Below are 16,024 nucleotides of genomic sequence, written 5' to 3'. Positions count from 1 at the left end.
TCAAAGGACTTCAATGACCGTGCAAACAGCCCTCGGAAGGACCGCGCGCCTGGAGCGCACGACCAGTGAATCGTCGGTGCTTGTCGAGGTGAATCTTGACGGCACCGGGCGCTCCGAGATCAGCACCAGCGTGCCGTTCTACGACCACATGCTCACCGCGCTGGCCAAGCACTCGCTGATCGACCTGACGGTCAAGGCCACCGGGGATACCCACATCGACGTCCACCACACCGTCGAGGACGTGGCCATCACGTTCGGCGAGGTGCTCAAGTCCGCGCTGGGCAGCAAGGCCGGCATCCGCCGCTTCGGCGAGGCCACGGTGCCGCTGGATGAGGCCCTGGCGAACGCCGTCGTCGATATCTCCGGCCGCCCCTACCTGGTCCACGGCGGCGAGCCGGCGGGGCAGGAGTACCACCTGATCGGCGGCCACTTCACCGGTTCGCTGACCCGGCATGTCTTCGAGGCGATCACCCTGCACGCGCAGATCTGCCTGCACATGCGCGTGCTCGGCGGACGCGACCCGCACCACATCGTCGAGGCCCAGTTCAAGGCCTTCGCCCGCGCCCTGCGTGCGGCCATCGAACCGGATCCCCGGGTTGAGGGCATTCCCTCAACCAAGGGCGCGCTGTGAGCCAGGCTCCCAAGGTCACCGTCCTGGACTATGGTTCCGGGAATGTCCGTTCCGCCGTCCGCGCACTCGAACACGTCGGGGCCGAGGTCACGCTCAGCCATGCCAGCGAGGATGTGCTCAATGCCGACGGTCTGGTGGTGCCCGGTGTCGGTGCCTTCGCCACCGTGATGGAGGGACTGAAGGCTGTCGACGCCGTGCGCTGGATCGGCCGTCGTGTCGCCGGCGGACGGCCGGTGCTGGGTATCTGCGTGGGCCTGCAGGTGCTGTTCGAGCAGGGCGTGGAACACGGAGTGCGTACCGCGGGCATCGGCGAGTGGCCGGGCACCGTGGAACTGCTGCCGGCCGACGTCGTCCCGCATATGGGCTGGAACACTGTTACGGCACCCGAGGACACCCGGCTCTTTGCCGGGATCGAGGACCAGCGGTTCTACTTCGTCCACTCCTACGGCGTGCAGCACTGGAACTTCGAAGTAACCCAGCCGGCCATGAAACCCCCGATGGTGACCTGGTCCGAGCATGGCGCCCCATTCATCGCCGCCGTCGAGAACGGCCCGCTCAGTGCTACCCAGTTCCACCCGGAAAAGTCCGGTGACGCCGGCGCCCAACTGCTGCGCAACTGGCTCGGGACCCTGCGGTAGCCGCGGATGTGGAGCATCGTCCTGATGGGACTGGCCGGCCTGCTGGCCGGCGGTGCCATCTCCTTCCGCAGCCAGAAGCTGCCCACCCTGCTGGTGGTCGTCTTCTGGGTGCTGGCAGCGATGTCCCTGTTGGCGGCGTACCTGCTGACCCTGGGACCAGCCAAATAACCCTCCATAGGCGACCCTTGACGGGCCGTCCCTGGCAACCTTCCGTGGGCTTGGGAACAAGCTGCGGAGAAAGCGGATGAACATGACAACGAATACAGCGGAAATCCTCGAGCTGCTGCCGGCTGTGGACGTAGCGGACGGCCAGGCCGTCCGCCTGGTCCAGGGCGAGGCGGGCAGCGAAACCAGCTACGGCGACCCGCTGGAGGCCGCCATGGCCTGGCAGAATGACGGCGCCGAATGGGTCCACCTGGTGGATCTGGACGCCGCGTTCGGCCGCGGGTCCAACAGCGAGCTGCTCCAGCGTGTGGTGTCCGAACTGACCATCAAGGTGGAGCTCTCCGGCGGCATCCGCGACGACGCGTCGCTGGACCGTGCCTTGGAGCTCGGGGCAGCGCGCGTCAACCTAGGTACCGCTGCGCTGGAGAACCCGGAGTGGACCGCGCGCGCCATCAACAAGTACGGCGACGCTATCGCCGTCGGCCTTGATGTTCGCGGTACTACCTTGGCTGCCCGCGGCTGGACCAAGGACGGCGGGGACCTGTGGGAGGTGCTCGCGCGCCTCGAGGATGCCGGCTGCGCCCGTTACGTCGTCACCGACGTTACCAAGGACGGGACGCTGCAGGGCCCGAACCTTGAACTGCTCAAGGAAGTAGCCGCCCGCACGGCCAAGCCGGTGGTGGCCTCCGGCGGTATTTCCAGCCTCGACGACCTTGCCGCGCTGCGCAGCCTGGTCCCGCACGGCGTCGAAGGCGCCATCGTGGGCAAGGCCCTGTACGCTGGCAAATTCACCCTGCCGCAGGCGCTCGACGTCGCGGGACGGCGCTAGGGCGCGGGCACGGTGGAAAAGCGCGAACTGCCCGGCCATATCGCCGCGGCCCTGGCCGCCGCCGGAGGGTCGGCGGATTCGGCGGGCATCGCCTGGCAGGGCCGGGACCTCAGCGGCCCGGGCAACCCGCTGCACCAGTTCGACCGGGACGACGGCGCGGCGGACGCCGGCGTGTTGGCGGCGCGTGCGGCGCTGCTGGCAGGGACCGGGACCGAGGCCGCCGTGGTGGCGGCGCTGGCCACTGCACGGGTCTTCGTCCCGGTCCTGGCCCAGCTGGCCCAGGAGGCGGCCGGTGCCCATGGCCTGACTGAGGACAAGCAGGCGGATATGGCGCTGGTTACCCTGCAGGCACCGGACGGCAGACGGGCCATGCCGGTCTTCACCACGACGGCGGCGCTGACCGCCTGGCACCCGGAGGCCAGGCCGGTGGCCGTCTTTGCGCCGCGTGCTGCGCTGTCCGCGGTGGCCGAAAAGGCGGAGCTTCTGGTGCTGGACCCGGGTGCGGAATTGACCGTCGTGATCCGCCGCCCCGCGGTCTGGGCGTTGGCCAAGCAGCATGCCTGGACGCCGTCGTACCAGGACGAATCCCTCACCGACACCGTCGGTGCGGCGGTCGCGGGGGAGCCGGACGTACTGCGCGCCCAGTTGGCCCCGGGCAGCGGCGTGGCCAGCCGGACGGCGGGCGGCAGCATCGTGGCCGGCGGCGGGTCCGGCCCGGAACTTGCCCTGGTGCTGCAGGTTAGGGACGGCCTCGGGCCGGCCGAGCTGCAGGCGATGGCGGGGCGCATTCAGCAGAGCCTGGCCGCCGACCAGCAGTTTGCCGAGCGCGTGGACTCCCTGGAAGTGAAGTTCACGCGCTGACGCCGCAGCCGGGACATTCCGGCAGTCCGGGATGTGCCGGCCGGCAAAACGTCCGGCGCCGGACAACGCCGGCGCCGGACAAGGCTTTTACTGGATCCGCGGGGAACTGGAGGGTCAGTTCACCGGTCCGGTGAACTTCTCGCCCGGGCCCTTGCCCGGTGCGTCCGGGATCGGCGAGGCTTCACGGAAGGCCAGCTGCAGGGACCGCAGGCCGTCGCGCAAAGGTCCGGCATGCTGGCTGCCGATCTCCGGAGCGGCGGCCGTGACGAAACCGGCCAGCGCCGTGATCAGCTTGCGCGCCTCGTCCAGGTCCTTGAGTTCCTCCGCGTCCTCGCCGGCGGCCAGGCCGCACTTGACCGCCGCGGCGCTCATCAGGTGGACGGCGGCGGTGGTGATGACTTCCACGGCGGGGACTTCGGCGATGTCGCGCATCTGGGCCCGCACTTCCTCTTCGGCCGCACTGGGCGCAGCCGGCGCCGGCTGGGAATCGAAGCTGTGGCGGTGGATGGACTCCGCGGGCTCTGCGGACGGATTGTTATCTGACGTGCTCATACTGGTAAGCTTGTCACAGACCGATTGAAACCCGGTATTTGCCTGCCTGAAGATCGGGCGGTACGGGAATCAGTTTGCAAGCGGAGACCTCTCCCACCCGTCGGCATGGATTTCCAGAGCTGCCGGGTCGCGTCGGCAGTATGCGGCACAGGATCCCTCGGGATCTGTGGCTGTGCAGCGCCAGCCCGGAACCTGGGCGGGTGCGCCGTGGCGGGGCCTTCGATTGCGCTTGCAATTGGGGGCCTTCTTCTTTTGCAGGCGGTGCCCGTTACCAGGAAAACAGGAGCTACACATTAGCGAGCCACGAATCAATGATCGAATCCGCGTCCCCGAGGTGCGGCTGGTAGGACCGGCGGGTGAGCAGGTCGGGGTTGTCCGCATCGAGGACGCCCTCCGGCTGGCTGCCGAGTCAGATCTGGATCTTGTTGAGGTTGCACCGCAGGCCAAGCCTCCGGTGTGTAAACTCATGGATTTTGGCAAGTACAAGTACGAAGCTGCTGTCAAGGCCCGTGAGGCGCGAAAGAACCAGACGAACACGGTTCTCAAGGAGATCCGGTTCCGCCTGAAGATCGACACCCACGACTATGAGACCAAGCGCGGCCATGCGCTGCGGTTCCTCGGTGCCGGGGACAAGGTCAAGGCGATGATCCAGTTCCGCGGCCGCGAACAGCAGCGCCCGGAAATGGGTATCCGCTTGCTGCAGCGCTTCGCCGAGGACGTTGCCGAGGTGGGCGTGATCGAGTCCAGCCCCCGGATTGATGGCCGGAACATGGTGATGGTGATCGGGCCGGTCAAGAACAAGGCTGAGGCCAAGGCCGAAGCCCGACGGGCGGCCCAGAAGGCCGAGGCCAAGGCTGCCAACGAAGCCAAGGCCTCAGGCCAGGCAGGCGACGGGGCCAATACCGGAGGCCAGCGTGCTCCGCGCGAGCGGATTGACGTCACTTCCGAGCAGGCCCCGCTGACCCAGAGCCTGGCGGATCTGTTGCCTGCCGATCTGTTGCCAGCCGAGGAGCTGAGCCGGCCGGCCGAGGAGTCTGCTGCTGAAGCTCCGGAGGCGCCTGCCGCCCCTGCACCGGCTCCGGCCACGAAGGCAGCGCCGGAACCGGCACCGGCTCCTAAGGCCGCACCGGCTCCGGCTCCGGCCGCGAAGGCAGCGCCGGAATCGGCTCCCAAGGCCGCCCCGGCTCCGGCCGCGAAGGCTGCTCCGGCACCGGCACCGGCTCCCAAGGCCGCCCCGGCTCCGGCACCCAGGCCCGCCGCGCCCAAGCCCGGAGACGTCAAGCCCTCGGCTCCGAAGCCGACGGCCATCCCCAAGCCCGCTGCCCGGCCGGCAGCACCCAAGCCCGCGGGCCGGGGCAGCTCCAAGAGCTGAACCCGGGCCACGTTGATCTGGAACTGCCGGGCGGCCTCAGGCCGCCCGGGCAGTCCGGCAGCCATGTTAAAGAGCCGGCATCCTGTCCCGGGATGCCGCACGAGCCGAAGGCCTTCGGGCCTGAGGAAGACGTAAGGAGAACGGCAGCCATGCCGAAGCATAAGACCCACAGCGGCGCCAAGAAGCGCTTCAAGCTCACCGGCAGCGGCAAGCTCAAGCGCCAGCAGGCCAACCGCCGCCATTACCTGGAGCACAAGCCGAGCACGCTGACCCGCCGCCTGGCCGGCGACCGGATCGTTTCTCCGGCCGACACCCGCACGATCAAGAGGATGCTCGGCATCTAGCTCGGGCCTTTGGTCCCGCGGCGCCTGCCGCCGGGAACTTTTCCACCAGAACTGCCCGGGCCGTCAAGATGGCCTGGGAAAAAGAATTTGAAGGAGTACGCACGTGGCACGTGTGAAGCGGGCGGTCAATGCCCATAAGAAGCGCCGGGTTGTCCTGGAGCGCGCAGCCGGTTACCGCGGACAGCGTTCGCGCTTGTACCGCAAGGCCAAGGAACAGCTGCTGCACTCGTTTGTGTACAGCTACGGCGACCGCCGCAAGCGCAAGGGTGATTTCCGCCGCCTGTGGATCCAGCGCATTAACGCTGCCTCCCGCGCCAACGGCCTGACCTACAACCGCCTGATCCAGGGCCTGAAGGCCGCCGAGATCCAGGTCGACCGCCGCATGCTGGCCGAGCTGGCCGTTTCCGACGCCGCCGCGTTTGCCGCGCTGGTCCAGCTGGCCAAGAACGCCCTGCCGGCCGACACCTCCGCTCCGGCTGTTGCTGCCGGGACCAAGGCCGCCGATCCGGCTGCTCCGGCCAAGGCCGCCGGCAGCCCGGCTGGCTCCGTGCGTGCCGTCAACGGCGAAGAGGCCCCCGAGGGTTTTGTCATCAAGGGCAACCAGTCCGGTAAGTACCACGTCCCGGGTTCTACCTGGTACGAGCAGACTGTGGCTGAGTACTGGTTCGACTCCGTCGAGTCCGCCAAGGCTGCCGGCTTCGAGCCGGCCGGTGGCGAGGCACGCCAGAAGATCGCCGAATAGCCGCTCAGGCCGGATAACCGCATAATGAGCATTGCCGGGCGCCCGCAGGCGGTCATGTCCAATCCCCGAGCCGATCGGGTAAAGGAGGTGGCCAGGCTTGCCGGGCGCCCGGTGCGTTTAAAGCGGCGCCTGTTCCTGGCCGAAGGCCCGCAGGCGGTGCGCGAGGCGCTGACCGCCCACCGGCAGCGCGCCGCCGCCGGCCAGGCTCCCGTAGTGGCCGAGGTCTACGCCACCGAGGCGTGCCTGGACCGGATGCCGGAACTGGCAGACCTGGCTGCGACGGTGCCGCTGCGGTTGGCCACGGATGAGGTGCTCGCCGCCATGGCGGACACGGTCAGCCCGCAGGGGATTCTGGCCGTCTGCCATTTCCTCGACCAGCCGCTGGACCAGGTGCTGCGGAGCGGCCCGCGCCTGCTGGCAGTGCTGGTACGGGTCCAGGATCCGGGCAATGCCGGCACGGTCCTGCGGGCCGCCGATTCGGCCGGCGCCGACGCGCTGGTGCTGACCAACTCCAGCGTGGACATCTACAATCCGAAGGCGGTGCGTTCCACCGCCGGCTCACTGTTCCATCTGCCTGTGGTCACCGGCCAGGATGTGGACGCTCTATTGCCGGCCCTGCGCGCTCAGGGCATTACGCTGCTGGCAGCCGACGGCTATGGCAGCGTGGATCTGGACGTCCTCCAGGACCACAGTGCGCTGCGCCGGCTGGGAGGCAATCCCGGCGCCGGCCTGGACGGCAGCCTGCCGGCGCTGGAAGAAACCAGCGCGTGGCTCTTCGGCAACGAAGCCCAGGGCCTGTCGAACCAGGAACTGGCCGCAGCCGACTACCGGGTGGCGGTGCCGGTCTATGGGCAGGCCGAGAGCCTGAACGTCTCGACCGCCGCCACGGTGTGCCTTTATGCTTCCGCCCGCGCACAACGGCGCCGGGAGAACCAGTAGATAATGGTTTCCGACGGCCGGGACTTCCCGGCCAGGACTCGAAACCGAATCTGAGGGGGATCCATGGCCGCCAGCGGCGGGACCAAGGCCATCATCGCGGCACTATCCGCGAACCTGACCATTGCACTACTAAAATTTGTGGCCTTTCTGCTGACCAGGTCATCGTCGATGCTGGCCGAAGCCATCCACTCCGTCGCGGACTCCGGCAACCAGGTGCTGCTGCTGGTCGGTGGCAAACGCGCGTCCCGCCAGGCCAGTCCCGAGCATCCCTTCGGTTACGGCCGGGACCGCTACATCTATGCGTTCATTGTCTCCATCGTGCTGTTCACCGTCGGTGGCCTGTTCGCGCTCTACGAGGCCTACGAAAAATGGCATGATCCGCACCCCATCGAAGGTCCGTGGTGGTGGGTGCCGTTGGCGGTGCTCGTGGGTGCGATCATCGCCGAGTCCTTCTCGCTGCGCACAGCCATCCACGAGTCCAACCATTTCCGCGGCCAGCGCGGCTGGGTCGATTTCGTACGCACGGCGAAATCCCCGGAACTGCCGGTGATCCTGCTCGAGGATGTCGGGGCGCTGCTCGGCCTGGTCTTCGCCCTGTTCGGCGTCGGCCTGACCCTGCTGACCGGCAACGGCCTCTGGGATGCCGCCGGTACGGCCATGATCGGCCTGCTGCTGGTGGTGATCGCGATCATCCTCGCCGTCGAAACCAAATCCCTGCTGCTGGGTGAGTCCGCCACCCGGGAACATGTGCGCTTGATCGAACAGGCCATTGCCGGAGACGGCTTTACCCGGGTCATCCACCTGAAGACCATGCACCTGGGCCCGGAGGAACTGCTGGTAGCGGCGAAGATCTCGGTGGGCCAGGGGGATTCCGGCCAGGACATCGCCCGGCTGATTGATGCTGCCGAGGAAAGGATCCGCGCGGCCGTGCCGATTGCGCGGATCATCTACCTGGAGCCGGACATCCTGCGCGAAGGATCGCGGGCCGGCGGTCCGGCCGCCAGCGGCGGGGCGGTCCAGGACGGGTCCGCACCGGCCTGACTGGATCGTCGGCAGGTTGGCCCGGGGCAGGTCCCGGACAAGTCCCGGATCAGCGAAGGAGCGGCGTCAGGCGCGGGCCCGGCGCCGCTCCAGCCAGCCGCTCAGGGCTGCGACCGCCAGTCCCAGCAGCGCCAGGCCGGCCCCAACCAGGGCCGGGGCCCGGTAGCCAAGCCCCCAGGCGATGACCAGGCCGCCCAGGATCGCACCGAGCGCATTGGCCAGGTTCAGGGCCGAATGGTTCAGCGAGGCCGCCAACGTCTGGGCATGCGGCGAAACATCCATCAGGCGGGTCTGCAGGGCGGGGACCAGGCTGGAGCCGGCGGCGCCGAGGAGGAACACCAGCGGCACTGCCAGCCACGGTACCGGCGCTGCGGCCCAGAACAGTAGTTGGACCACCACGATGGCGGTCATGACCAGGTAGATGCTGCCCATGACCGAGCGGTCGGCCAGTTTGCCGCCGATGATGTTGCCCGGCACCATGCCCAGGCCGTACAGCCCGACGACCAGCGGCAGGGCAGCCTCGGGCAGCCCGGTCACCGAGGTCATTGTGGGGCTGATGTAGGAATAGACGGCGAAGAACCCGCCGAATCCGACGACGCCGGTCAGCAGCGCCAGCCAGACCTGGCCCCGCTTGAGCGATCCAAGTTCGCGCCGGATGCTGGCCTCCTGATGGACCGGCTGGAACGGAACCCAGCGCAGGATCAGCAGTATGGTGGCGGCACCAATCAGCGCCACGGCCAGGAACATCAGCCGCCAGCCGTAGTTCTGGCCGAGCCAGGTCACCACCGGAACGCCCAGGACGTTGGCCACTGAGAGCCCGAGCATCACCATGGCCACGGCCTGGGCCCGGCGGGTCGGTGCCACCAGCGAGGCGGCAATTACGGCCGCGATGCCGAAGAAGGCTCCGTGCGGCAGGCCGGAGAGGAAACGGGTCACCAGCATCGAGCCGAAGTCCGGCGCCAGCACCGAGGAGAAATTGGCCAGCGTGAACATGGCCATCAGTCCGATGGCCATGTACTTGTGCGGCACCCGTGCGCCGAGCGCGGCGAGCACGGGAGCGCCGACGACGACGCCGAGGGCGTAGGCGGAAATCAGCTGGCCGCCGGCCGGGATGCTGATGCCCAACCCAGCGGTCACGTTCTGCAGCAGGCCCATGATCGCGAATTCGGTGGTGCCGATGGCGAAGCCGCCCATGGCGAGTGCGAACACTGCAGGTCCCGCGGAGGCTTTGGTGATGGTCGTTGGTGCGGCTTCCGCGTGGGGCAAAGGCATGGGTACTACTCTAGGACAGGCTCACTGCTGCCCGGCCGGCAGTGGCGGGCCCGCGGACCTGCAGCCCTTAGACTCAGACGGTGGAAAACGCTTTCAAACAAGTTGTCGGCGCCGCCATCGTGGATTCCCTGGCCCGGCCATCGCTGCTGCTCGCCGCGCGGCGAAGCGCACCGGAGCGCTATGCCGGCCTGTGGGAGTTTCCCGGCGGCAAGGTCGAGCCCGGGGAGAGTTGCGAAGCTGCGCTGCGGCGCGAGCTGATGGAGGAACTGGGTGTGGACAGCCGGCTGGGCGCCGAGGTGGCCGGTCCGTCGCCGCAGGGCTGGCCGTTGGCGGCCGGCGCGGCTATGCGCGTCTGGCTGGCCGAAGTTGCCGCAGGCCAGCCGCAGCCGTTGGAGGACCATGACGAACTTCGCTGGGTGCCGCTCGAGGCCGGCCTGCTGCATGACCTGCCGTGGATCCCTGCCGACCTGCCGATCGTCGCTGCCGTGCTCGAGTCCGTGCGCTAAGCGCCGCCGGTCGGTACATGCCAGATCAGAATAGTGTCGGTTCGGCTGTGTTCCGGCTGGCGCTGGGGGCTGGCGGCACGCCGGCCGGGCGTCTGTCCCGCCCTGCAGTGCCGCCACGCAGACCGCGTGCCGGACCGGCGAAGCGGTGGCGGGACCGGAAGAAGGCCACACGGCCAGCCAGCCATTGCCGGTATTCCTTGGACGCATAGGTCCCTCCGGCATAGAGCTGGCGGTAGCGATCCACCAGCTGCGGGTAATCGCGCGCGAGCCACTGCAGGAACCACTCCCGCGAGCCTGGGCGCAGATGCAGGGCGCCCGCGGTGACGCGCGAGGCGCCCGCCGCCGCGAGCCGGCCGAACAGCTCGTCCAGGTGGGTGTCGCTATCGGTCAGCCAGGGCAGCACAGGCATGGCCATCACCGAGACATCCAGCCCGGTCTCGGCGATGGTCCGGACCAGATCCAGCCGGGCCTTCGGTGCGGGGGTTCCGGGCTCCACCCGCTGCTGCAGCCCGGGATCCAGGAAAGCCAGTGAGACTCCGATGCTCACCGGCACGCTGCGGGCCGCCGCCGCCAGCAGCGGCAGGTCGCGCTTGAGCAGCGGCCCCTTGGTCAGGATGGAAAAGGGGGTCCCGGAATCGGCCAGGGCGGAAATAATGCCCGGCATCAGGCGATAGCGTCCCTCGGCGCGCATGTAGGGATCCGAGTTCGTGCCCAGGGCCACGTGCTCGCGCCGCCAGGACGGCCTGGCGAGTTCCCGGCGCAGCACCTCGGCGACGTTCGTCTTCACGATGATCTGGGTGTCGAAGTCCCGTCCGGAATCGAAGTCCAGATACTCATGGGTGCGCCGGGCGAAACAGTAGGTGCACTGGTGCAGGCAGCCCCGGGTGGGATTGACCGTCCAATCGAACGGCATGTCGGAGCGCGCCGGCACCCGGTTCAGGGCGCTCTTGCAGAGCACCTCGTGGAAGGTGACCCCCGCGAATTCCGGCGTCCTGGTGCTGCGCACGAAGCCGGCGATCTTCGACAGGCCCGGCAGCGCCAATGGGTCTTCGGAGTCGACGGCCTGGCCTTCCCAACGCATAGGGATATTAGAACATAGTTTCGAATCAGCGGCCATCCTCCGCCCAGCCCCATGTGACCGTGAGCCTGGCCGAGAGCTCGGCGGTGCCGGGCACTACCGGCAGGTCGGCGGCCAGCAGCGACGACTCCCGCATGGCCGGCAGCGGAACCGGGCCGCCGGCGCCGTTCTCCTCGATCCGCAGCACCGGGCCGAGGCTGCGTCCGGCGAGGGCCGCCAGTTGCCCTGCCTTGGTCCGTGCGTCCTGCCAGGCGGCCGCGCGGGCCGCGGTGGCCAGGATTTCGGGCTCGGAAAAACCGAAGCCGGTTCCACCCAGCCGGAGGCTGTCCGCGGCGGCCGCCACAGCGGCCTCGAGCACCGCCGGGGCATGCTGCAGATTGCGCACGGTCACATTGAAGGTGGTGGAGGCCGTGTAGCCGGTGGTCTCCTGCCGGCCGCCGTCGTGCCAGGACGTTTCCGGACGCAGCGAAATGACCGACGTCGCGGTGTCCCCGGGCCCGATCCCCGCTTCGGCGAGGGCTGCCAGCAGCCGTGTGGCGGCCTCCGCGGCCCGGCGGTGTGCGTCAGCCAGGCCCACCGCGGTGGCCTCGACGCCGAGGCTGAGCCGAAGCAGGTCCGGGGCGCCCGCGGCCGTACCGACGCCGGTGACCGTGATCCCCGCCGGCATATTCATCACCGGTACGTCCATCACAGGCACCTCCGTCACCGGATCCGTCCGCGCAGCGGGCGCTCGATATAGCCGCCGGCGGACAGGCCGGCCCGGCGCTCGAAGATATTGCGCGAGGCCGGATCGCCGGTCCGCCAGAGCGACCAGAGGGCGGCCAGCCCGTACAGCGGCAGGAACGGCAGGCCCAGGCAGGCGGCATATTGCGTGCTGTGGCGGGCCTCGTGGGCGAGCAGCCCGGGATTGCCGGCCAGGGCGGCCGCGGCGGGACGGAAAAGCACCACATTGCCGATCGTGAAGGCAGCGGCCTTCGGCAGCGTCAGCCGGTAGCCGTGGGCGAGGACCAGTCCGTGCGGCCCGGGCCCGGTCCGGCAGCCGGTTCCGGCCGCCACGGCCAGGCCGAGCGGGGTGGACAGGTTGAGCCAGTTCAGCGCCTGCCGCAGGCGTTCCCGAGGGGTCATGCGCACATCATAGGACCTTAGGTGCGGGAAGTGCCCGGGGGAGTGGGAGTGGGGCGGGACCCGCGGCCGTTAGACTTATTGGTGCCGGGGACCAGCTTTCGGGCACCCGCACCGAGCTACCGACCTCACTAACCGACCATAGTTAAGAACGAAGACATGTCTGAAACCACCCTGGGGACCGCATCCCCGCAGCCGGCGGGACCGGCCGAGCCCGCCCTGGGCGTGCCCGATCCGCTGGATGAAGCCGCCGTCGGCAACGCCGTCAACGCCGCGCTCGCCGCCTTCGCGGCCGCCGGCAACCTGGACCAACTGAAGGCAGCGCGGATCGCGCACACCGGCGAGAAGTCGCCGCTGAGCCTGGCCAACCGGGAAATCGGCAAGCTGGCCAAGCAGGACAAGGCCGCCGCCGGCAAGATCATCGGCCCGGCCCGCGGTCGGTTGAACCAGGCGCTCGCGGCCCGCACCGAGGAGCTGGAGGCAGCGCGGGACGCGCAGATCCTGGTCGAGGAGGCGGTGGACGTGACCGCCGCCCCGCGCCGGCGCCGCGCCGGGGCACGGCACCCGCTCTCCACGCTGCAGGAACGCGTCGGCGATATCTTCGTGGGCATGGGCTGGGAGATCGCCGAAGGCCCCGAACTGGAATCGGAGTGGTTCAACTTCGACGCGTTGAACTTCAAGCCGGACCACCCGGCCCGGGAGATGCAGGACACCTTCTTCGTCGAGCCGCCGCAGGCCCACCTGCTGCTGCGCACCCACACCTCGCCGGTCCAGGTCCGCTCCATGCTCGAGCGCGACCTGCCCGTGTACGTGCTGTGCCCGGGCAAGGTCTTCCGCACCGACGAACTCGATGCCACGCACACCCCGGTGTTCCACCAGTTCGAGGGCCTGGCCATCGACAAGGGCTTGAGCATGGCGGACCTGCGCGGCACGCTGGAGCACTTCGCGCGGCAGATGTTCGGCGCCGAGGCGAGCATCCGGCTGCGCCCGAACTACTTCCCGTTCACCGAGCCCTCCGCCGAGCTGGACATCTGGCACCCCGGCGCCAAGGGCGGCCCGCAGTGGATCGAATGGGGCGGTTGCGGCATGGTGCACCCGAATGTGCTGCGCGCCGCGGGCATCGACCCCGAGGTCTACTCGGGCTTTGCCTTCGGCATGGGCATCGAGCGCACGCTCATGTTCCGCAATGAGGTCAGCGACATGCACGACATGATCGAGGGCGACGTCCGTTTCAGCGAACACTTCGGGATGGAGATCTAAGCAATGCGAATCCCACTTTCCTGGTTGCGCGAGTATGCCCAGGTTCCGGCGGACGCCACCGCCGAAGATGTTATGGCGGAGCTGGTCAAGGTCGGCCTGGAGGAAGAGGACGTCCACCGTCCGCTGGACGAGCTCTCCGGCCCGATCGTGGTCGGCCAGGTGCTGTCGGCGGTGAAGGAACCGCAGTCCAACGGCAAGACCATCAACTGGTGCCAGGTCCGCGTGGTGCCCGAGGGTCAGGAACAGACCCTGGCCGGGGACGGCATCGACCCCTCCGGCGTGCAGGGCATCGTCTGCGGCGCGCACAACTTCGAACCCGGGGACAAGGTGGTCGTCACCCTGCCCGGCGCCGTGCTGCCCGGTGACTTCCGGATCACTCCGCGCCAGACCTACGGGCACCTGTCGGCGGGCATGATCGCCTCGGTGCGCGAGCTCGGCATCGGCGATGACCACGACGGCATCCTCGTGCTCGGCCGTCTGGGCCTGGACCCGGAGATCGGCGCGGACGCGCTCGAACTGCTCGGCCTGTACGACGAGGCCGCCGAAATCAACGTCACCCCGGACCGGAGCTACTGCTTCTCGATCCGCGGCGTGGCCCGCGAGTACGCGCACGCCACCGGCACCAAGTTCACGGACCCGGCCGACGGCGTCGTCGTCGCCGCGGTGCCGGAGGGGGCCGCGGGCGAAGGCTATCCGGTGAAGATCGAGGACTCCGCCCCGATCTACGGCAAGCCCGGCTGCGACCGTTTCGTCGCCCGCACCGTGCGCGGAGTGGATCCGACGCGGCCGACGCCGCCGTGGATGGCGTCCCGGCTGCGCCTGGCCGGCATGCGCTCCATCTCGCTGGTGGTGGACATCTCGAACTACGTCATGCTCGAACTGGGCCAGCCGCTGCACTTCTACGACCAGGACAAGCTGCAGGGCCCGATCGTGGTGCGCCGTGCGAATCCGGGCGAGACCTTGAAGACCCTCGATGACAAGGTCCGCACGCTGGATGCGGAGGACCTGCTGATCACCGACGATTCCGGCGCCATCGGCATTGCCGGGGTGATGGGCGGCGCGGCCACCGAGGTCTCGGACAGCACCGTCAACGTCCTGATCGAGGCCGCCCACTTCGAGGAAGTGGGCATCGCCCGCTCCCGGCGCCGGCACAAGCTGCCTTCCGAAGCGTCCAAGCGCTTCGAGCGCGGGGTGGACTGGCAGGTAGCGGACGAGGCCGCCCAACGGGCGGTAGACCTGCTGACCGAACTGGCAGGAGGCACCGCCGACGCCGCGGCCACCGACGTCGGCACGGCACCGGAGCCGGTGGTCATCGAACTGCCGGCCGGCTTCGCCGCCGAGCGGATCGGTATCGAGTTCACCGAAGAACAGATCGTCGGCAGCCTGGAAGACCTGGGCGCGGGCGTTGGGAAGCATGAGGGCAGCTACACGGTCACCGTGCCCAGCTGGCGCCAGGACCTGACCATCAAGGAAGACCTGACCGAGGAGATTGCCCGGCTGGTCGGCTACGACAAGATTCCGGCGACCCTGCCGGTGGCCCCGCCCGGCCGCGGGCTCACCCGCGTGCAGCAGCAGCGCCGCGGGGTTCTGCAGGCGCTCGCCGACGCCGGCCTCGTCGAGGTGCTTTCCTACCCCTTCGTGACCAAGGCCGACAACGACACCTTCGGTGTGGCCGAGGCGGGGGCCGGGCGCAGTGCGGTCAAGCTGGCGAACCCGCTCAGCGACGAGCACGGCTACCTGCGTACCTCGGTGCTGCCCGGGCTGCTGGAAACCGCCCGGCGCAACCACTCCCGCGGCTTCCGCGACCTGGCGCTCTATGAGGCGGGCCTGGTCTTCCTGCCCGACGGCCAGCTGGGTACATCCGAGCTCCCGCCGTTGGGCGAACTGCCGCCGGAGGAGGTGCTGGACCAGCTCTACGACGGGCTGCCCGCGCAGCCGCTGCACCTCGCCGCGGTGTTCACCGGCCATGATTCGCCGGCCGGCGCCGGACACACCCCGCGGCCGTGGGACTGGGCGGACGCGCTGGACGGCGCCCGCCTGGTCGCCGACGTGCTCGGTGTGGAACTGGTGGTCAGCCAGGGCGCGCACCAGGCGTTCCATCCCGGGCGTACGGCCGCATTGTCGCTGCGCAGCGGACAGCTGGTCGGCTACGCCGGCGAGCTGCATCCGAAGCTGCTCAGTTCCCGCGACCTGTCGGCCCGGACCGTGGCCTTTGAACTGGATGCCGATGCGCTGTTCGACGCCGCAGCGGACGTGGTGGTGGCCAAGCACATCTCCACCTACCCGCTGGCCACCCAGGACGTGGCGCTGGTAGTGGACGAGGCGGTCACCGCCGGGCAGGTGCTGGAGGCACTGCGCGAGGGCGCGGGCGAGCTGCTCGAGGACATCGCGCTGTTCGACGTCTACTCCGGTTCCGGCATCGAGGAAGGCCGGAAGTCGCTGGCCTTCGGCCTGCGTTTCCGGGCCAATGACCGCACGCTGACCGCCGAGGAGGCCTCCGAGGCCCGGGCGGCTGCCGTCGCGCTGGCCGCCGAACGCTTCGGCGCCGTCCAGCGCTGAGCCGGCCGAAGACTGAGCCGGCCGAAGACTGAGCCAGCCGAAAACAGCGAACTATCCAAAACAGCGACGGCGGGACCGCACCAAGGGTGCGGCCCCGCCGTCGGGCGTTAATG

18 protein-coding genes are annotated in these 16,024 nt (G+C 69.1%); 13 read left to right on the top strand and 5 right to left on the bottom strand.

The annotated features are described in order from the left end of the window. Positions 1-13 precede the first annotated feature (13 nt). The 5 genes from hisB (at position 14) to LVY72_RS00155 (ending at position 3,124) form a co-directional block, all read left to right on the top strand. Positions 14-631: an imidazoleglycerol-phosphate dehydratase HisB gene (hisB, locus tag LVY72_RS00175; RefSeq protein WP_237817432.1), complete on the top strand. Its 618-nt coding sequence runs from the start codon at positions 14-16 to the stop codon at positions 629-631. Further along, on the top strand, positions 628-1,269 hold the full coding sequence (gene hisH / locus LVY72_RS00170) for an imidazole glycerol phosphate synthase subunit HisH (protein WP_237817431.1): 642 nt from the start codon (positions 628-630) through the stop codon (positions 1,267-1,269). Before hisB ends, hisH begins: the two co-directional genes overlap by 4 nt. Before the next feature lie 6 nt (positions 1,270-1,275). Next, on the top strand, positions 1,276-1,437 hold the full coding sequence (locus tag LVY72_RS00165; protein ID WP_237817430.1) for a CG2302 family histidine operon protein: 162 nt from the start codon (positions 1,276-1,278) through the stop codon (positions 1,435-1,437). An 82-nt stretch (positions 1,438-1,519) separates the two neighbouring features. Continuing rightward, positions 1,520-2,263, top strand: a complete 744-nt coding sequence (gene priA / locus LVY72_RS00160) for a bifunctional 1-(5-phosphoribosyl)-5-((5-phosphoribosylamino)methylideneamino)imidazole-4-carboxamide isomerase/phosphoribosylanthranilate isomerase PriA (RefSeq protein WP_237817429.1) — start codon at positions 1,520-1,522, stop codon at positions 2,261-2,263. 12 nt (positions 2,264-2,275) lie between these two features. Beyond that, on the top strand, positions 2,276-3,124 hold the full coding sequence (locus tag LVY72_RS00155) for an SseB family protein (RefSeq protein WP_237817428.1): 849 nt from the start codon (positions 2,276-2,278) through the stop codon (positions 3,122-3,124). Positions 3,125-3,238: 114 nt separating this feature from the next. Here the strand turns inward: LVY72_RS00155 and LVY72_RS00150 are convergent, their stop codons facing one another. Beyond that, positions 3,239-3,676: a DUF1844 domain-containing protein gene (locus LVY72_RS00150; RefSeq protein WP_237817427.1), complete on the bottom strand. Its 438-nt coding sequence runs from the start codon at positions 3,674-3,676 to the stop codon at positions 3,239-3,241. A gap of 223 nt (positions 3,677-3,899) precedes the next feature. Here LVY72_RS00150 and infC point away from each other — a divergent pair, with 223 nt between their 5' ends. The 5 genes from infC (at position 3,900) to LVY72_RS00125 (ending at position 8,114) form a co-directional block, all read left to right on the top strand. Further along, complete coding sequence (gene infC / locus LVY72_RS00145) at positions 3,900-5,048, top strand: translation initiation factor IF-3 (RefSeq protein WP_308190639.1); 1,149 nt, start codon at positions 3,900-3,902, stop codon at positions 5,046-5,048. 149 nt (positions 5,049-5,197) lie between these two features. After that, positions 5,198-5,392 (top strand): 50S ribosomal protein L35, encoded by a 195-nt coding sequence (gene rpmI / locus LVY72_RS00140; RefSeq protein WP_237817425.1) that lies wholly within the window; start codon positions 5,198-5,200, stop codon positions 5,390-5,392. A gap of 103 nt (positions 5,393-5,495) precedes the next feature. Continuing rightward, a complete protein-coding gene (gene rplT / locus LVY72_RS00135) occupies positions 5,496-6,134 on the top strand; it encodes a 50S ribosomal protein L20, sunset domain variant (protein WP_237817424.1) in 639 nt (212 codons plus the stop codon). 24 nt (positions 6,135-6,158) lie between these two features. After that, on the top strand, positions 6,159-7,073 hold the full coding sequence (locus tag LVY72_RS00130; RefSeq protein WP_237817423.1) for a TrmH family RNA methyltransferase: 915 nt from the start codon (positions 6,159-6,161) through the stop codon (positions 7,071-7,073). 63 nt (positions 7,074-7,136) lie between these two features. Next, positions 7,137-8,114 carry a cation diffusion facilitator family transporter gene (locus LVY72_RS00125; RefSeq protein ID WP_237817422.1) on the top strand — a complete coding sequence of 326 codons (978 nt, stop codon included), beginning with the start codon at positions 7,137-7,139 and terminating at the stop codon, positions 8,112-8,114. 66 nt (positions 8,115-8,180) lie between these two features. On the opposite strand, the gene LVY72_RS00120 is transcribed toward LVY72_RS00125, so the two are convergent. Then, a complete protein-coding gene (locus LVY72_RS00120) occupies positions 8,181-9,386 on the bottom strand; it encodes an MFS transporter (RefSeq protein WP_237817421.1) in 1,206 nt (401 codons plus the stop codon). Positions 9,387-9,466: 80 nt separating this feature from the next. Here LVY72_RS00120 and LVY72_RS00115 point away from each other — a divergent pair, with 80 nt between their 5' ends. After that, entirely contained in the window at positions 9,467-9,892 is a 426-nt protein-coding gene (locus LVY72_RS00115; protein WP_237817420.1) for a (deoxy)nucleoside triphosphate pyrophosphohydrolase, read from the top strand. Between the two features lie 25 nt (positions 9,893-9,917). Here LVY72_RS00115 and LVY72_RS00110 read toward each other — a convergent pair whose 3' ends face one another. From LVY72_RS00110 to LVY72_RS00100, 3 genes are read right to left on the bottom strand one after another with little or no spacing between them, the layout of a single operon-like run. After that, positions 9,918-10,973 carry an Rv2578c family radical SAM protein gene (locus LVY72_RS00110; protein WP_237817419.1) on the bottom strand — a complete coding sequence of 352 codons (1,056 nt, stop codon included), beginning with the start codon at positions 10,971-10,973 and terminating at the stop codon, positions 9,918-9,920. 25 nt (positions 10,974-10,998) lie between these two features. Beyond that, positions 10,999-11,658: an SIMPL domain-containing protein gene (locus LVY72_RS00105; RefSeq protein ID WP_237817418.1), complete on the bottom strand. Its 660-nt coding sequence runs from the start codon at positions 11,656-11,658 to the stop codon at positions 10,999-11,001. A gap of 14 nt (positions 11,659-11,672) precedes the next feature. Then, entirely contained in the window at positions 11,673-12,095 is a 423-nt protein-coding gene (locus LVY72_RS00100; protein WP_237817417.1) for an eCIS core domain-containing protein, read from the bottom strand. A 156-nt stretch (positions 12,096-12,251) separates the two neighbouring features. Here LVY72_RS00100 and pheS point away from each other — a divergent pair, with 156 nt between their 5' ends. Together pheS and pheT are read left to right on the top strand one after the other, a co-directional pair. Continuing rightward, positions 12,252-13,352, top strand: a complete 1,101-nt coding sequence (gene pheS, locus LVY72_RS00095) for a phenylalanine--tRNA ligase subunit alpha (RefSeq protein WP_237817416.1) — start codon at positions 12,252-12,254, stop codon at positions 13,350-13,352. A 3-nt stretch (positions 13,353-13,355) separates the two neighbouring features. Continuing rightward, positions 13,356-15,911: a phenylalanine--tRNA ligase subunit beta gene (pheT, locus tag LVY72_RS00090; protein WP_237817415.1), complete on the top strand. Its 2,556-nt coding sequence runs from the start codon at positions 13,356-13,358 to the stop codon at positions 15,909-15,911. Positions 15,912-16,024 lie beyond the last annotated feature (113 nt).

The sequence above is a fragment of the Arthrobacter hankyongi genome (assembly GCF_022012395.1).
In the GTDB taxonomy this organism is placed as follows: Bacteria; Actinomycetota; Actinomycetes; order Actinomycetales; family Micrococcaceae; genus Crystallibacter; species Crystallibacter hankyongi.
The sequence above is the reverse complement of the archived record's forward strand: the minus strand, read 5'-3'. Positions and strand labels throughout refer to the sequence as shown.

Coding starts and splice junctions, on each gene's coding strand:
- LVY72_RS00110 (WP_237817419.1), bottom strand. CDS start 10,973: ATGCGTTGGGAAGGCCAGGCCGTCGACTCCGAAGACCCATTGGCGCTG.
- LVY72_RS00165 (WP_237817430.1), top strand. CDS start 1,276: ATGTGGAGCATCGTCCTGATGGGACTGGCCGGCCTGCTGGCCGGCGGT.
- LVY72_RS00150 (WP_237817427.1), bottom strand. CDS start 3,676: ATGAGCACGTCAGATAACAATCCGTCCGCAGAGCCCGCGGAGTCCATC.
- rpmI (WP_237817425.1), top strand. CDS start 5,198: ATGCCGAAGCATAAGACCCACAGCGGCGCCAAGAAGCGCTTCAAGCTC.
- LVY72_RS00125 (WP_237817422.1), top strand. CDS start 7,137: ATGGCCGCCAGCGGCGGGACCAAGGCCATCATCGCGGCACTATCCGCG.
- LVY72_RS00120 (WP_237817421.1), bottom strand. CDS start 9,386: ATGCCTTTGCCCCACGCGGAAGCCGCACCAACGACCATCACCAAAGCC.
- pheT (WP_237817415.1), top strand. CDS start 13,356: ATGCGAATCCCACTTTCCTGGTTGCGCGAGTATGCCCAGGTTCCGGCG.
- LVY72_RS00105 (WP_237817418.1), bottom strand. CDS start 11,658: ATGGACGTACCGGTGATGAATATGCCGGCGGGGATCACGGTCACCGGC.
- LVY72_RS00130 (WP_237817423.1), top strand. CDS start 6,159: ATGAGCATTGCCGGGCGCCCGCAGGCGGTCATGTCCAATCCCCGAGCC.
- hisB (WP_237817432.1), top strand. CDS start 14: ATGACCGTGCAAACAGCCCTCGGAAGGACCGCGCGCCTGGAGCGCACG.
- LVY72_RS00100 (WP_237817417.1), bottom strand. CDS start 12,095: ATGACCCCTCGGGAACGCCTGCGGCAGGCGCTGAACTGGCTCAACCTG.
- priA (WP_237817429.1), top strand. CDS start 1,520: ATGACAACGAATACAGCGGAAATCCTCGAGCTGCTGCCGGCTGTGGAC.
- pheS (WP_237817416.1), top strand. CDS start 12,252: ATGTCTGAAACCACCCTGGGGACCGCATCCCCGCAGCCGGCGGGACCG.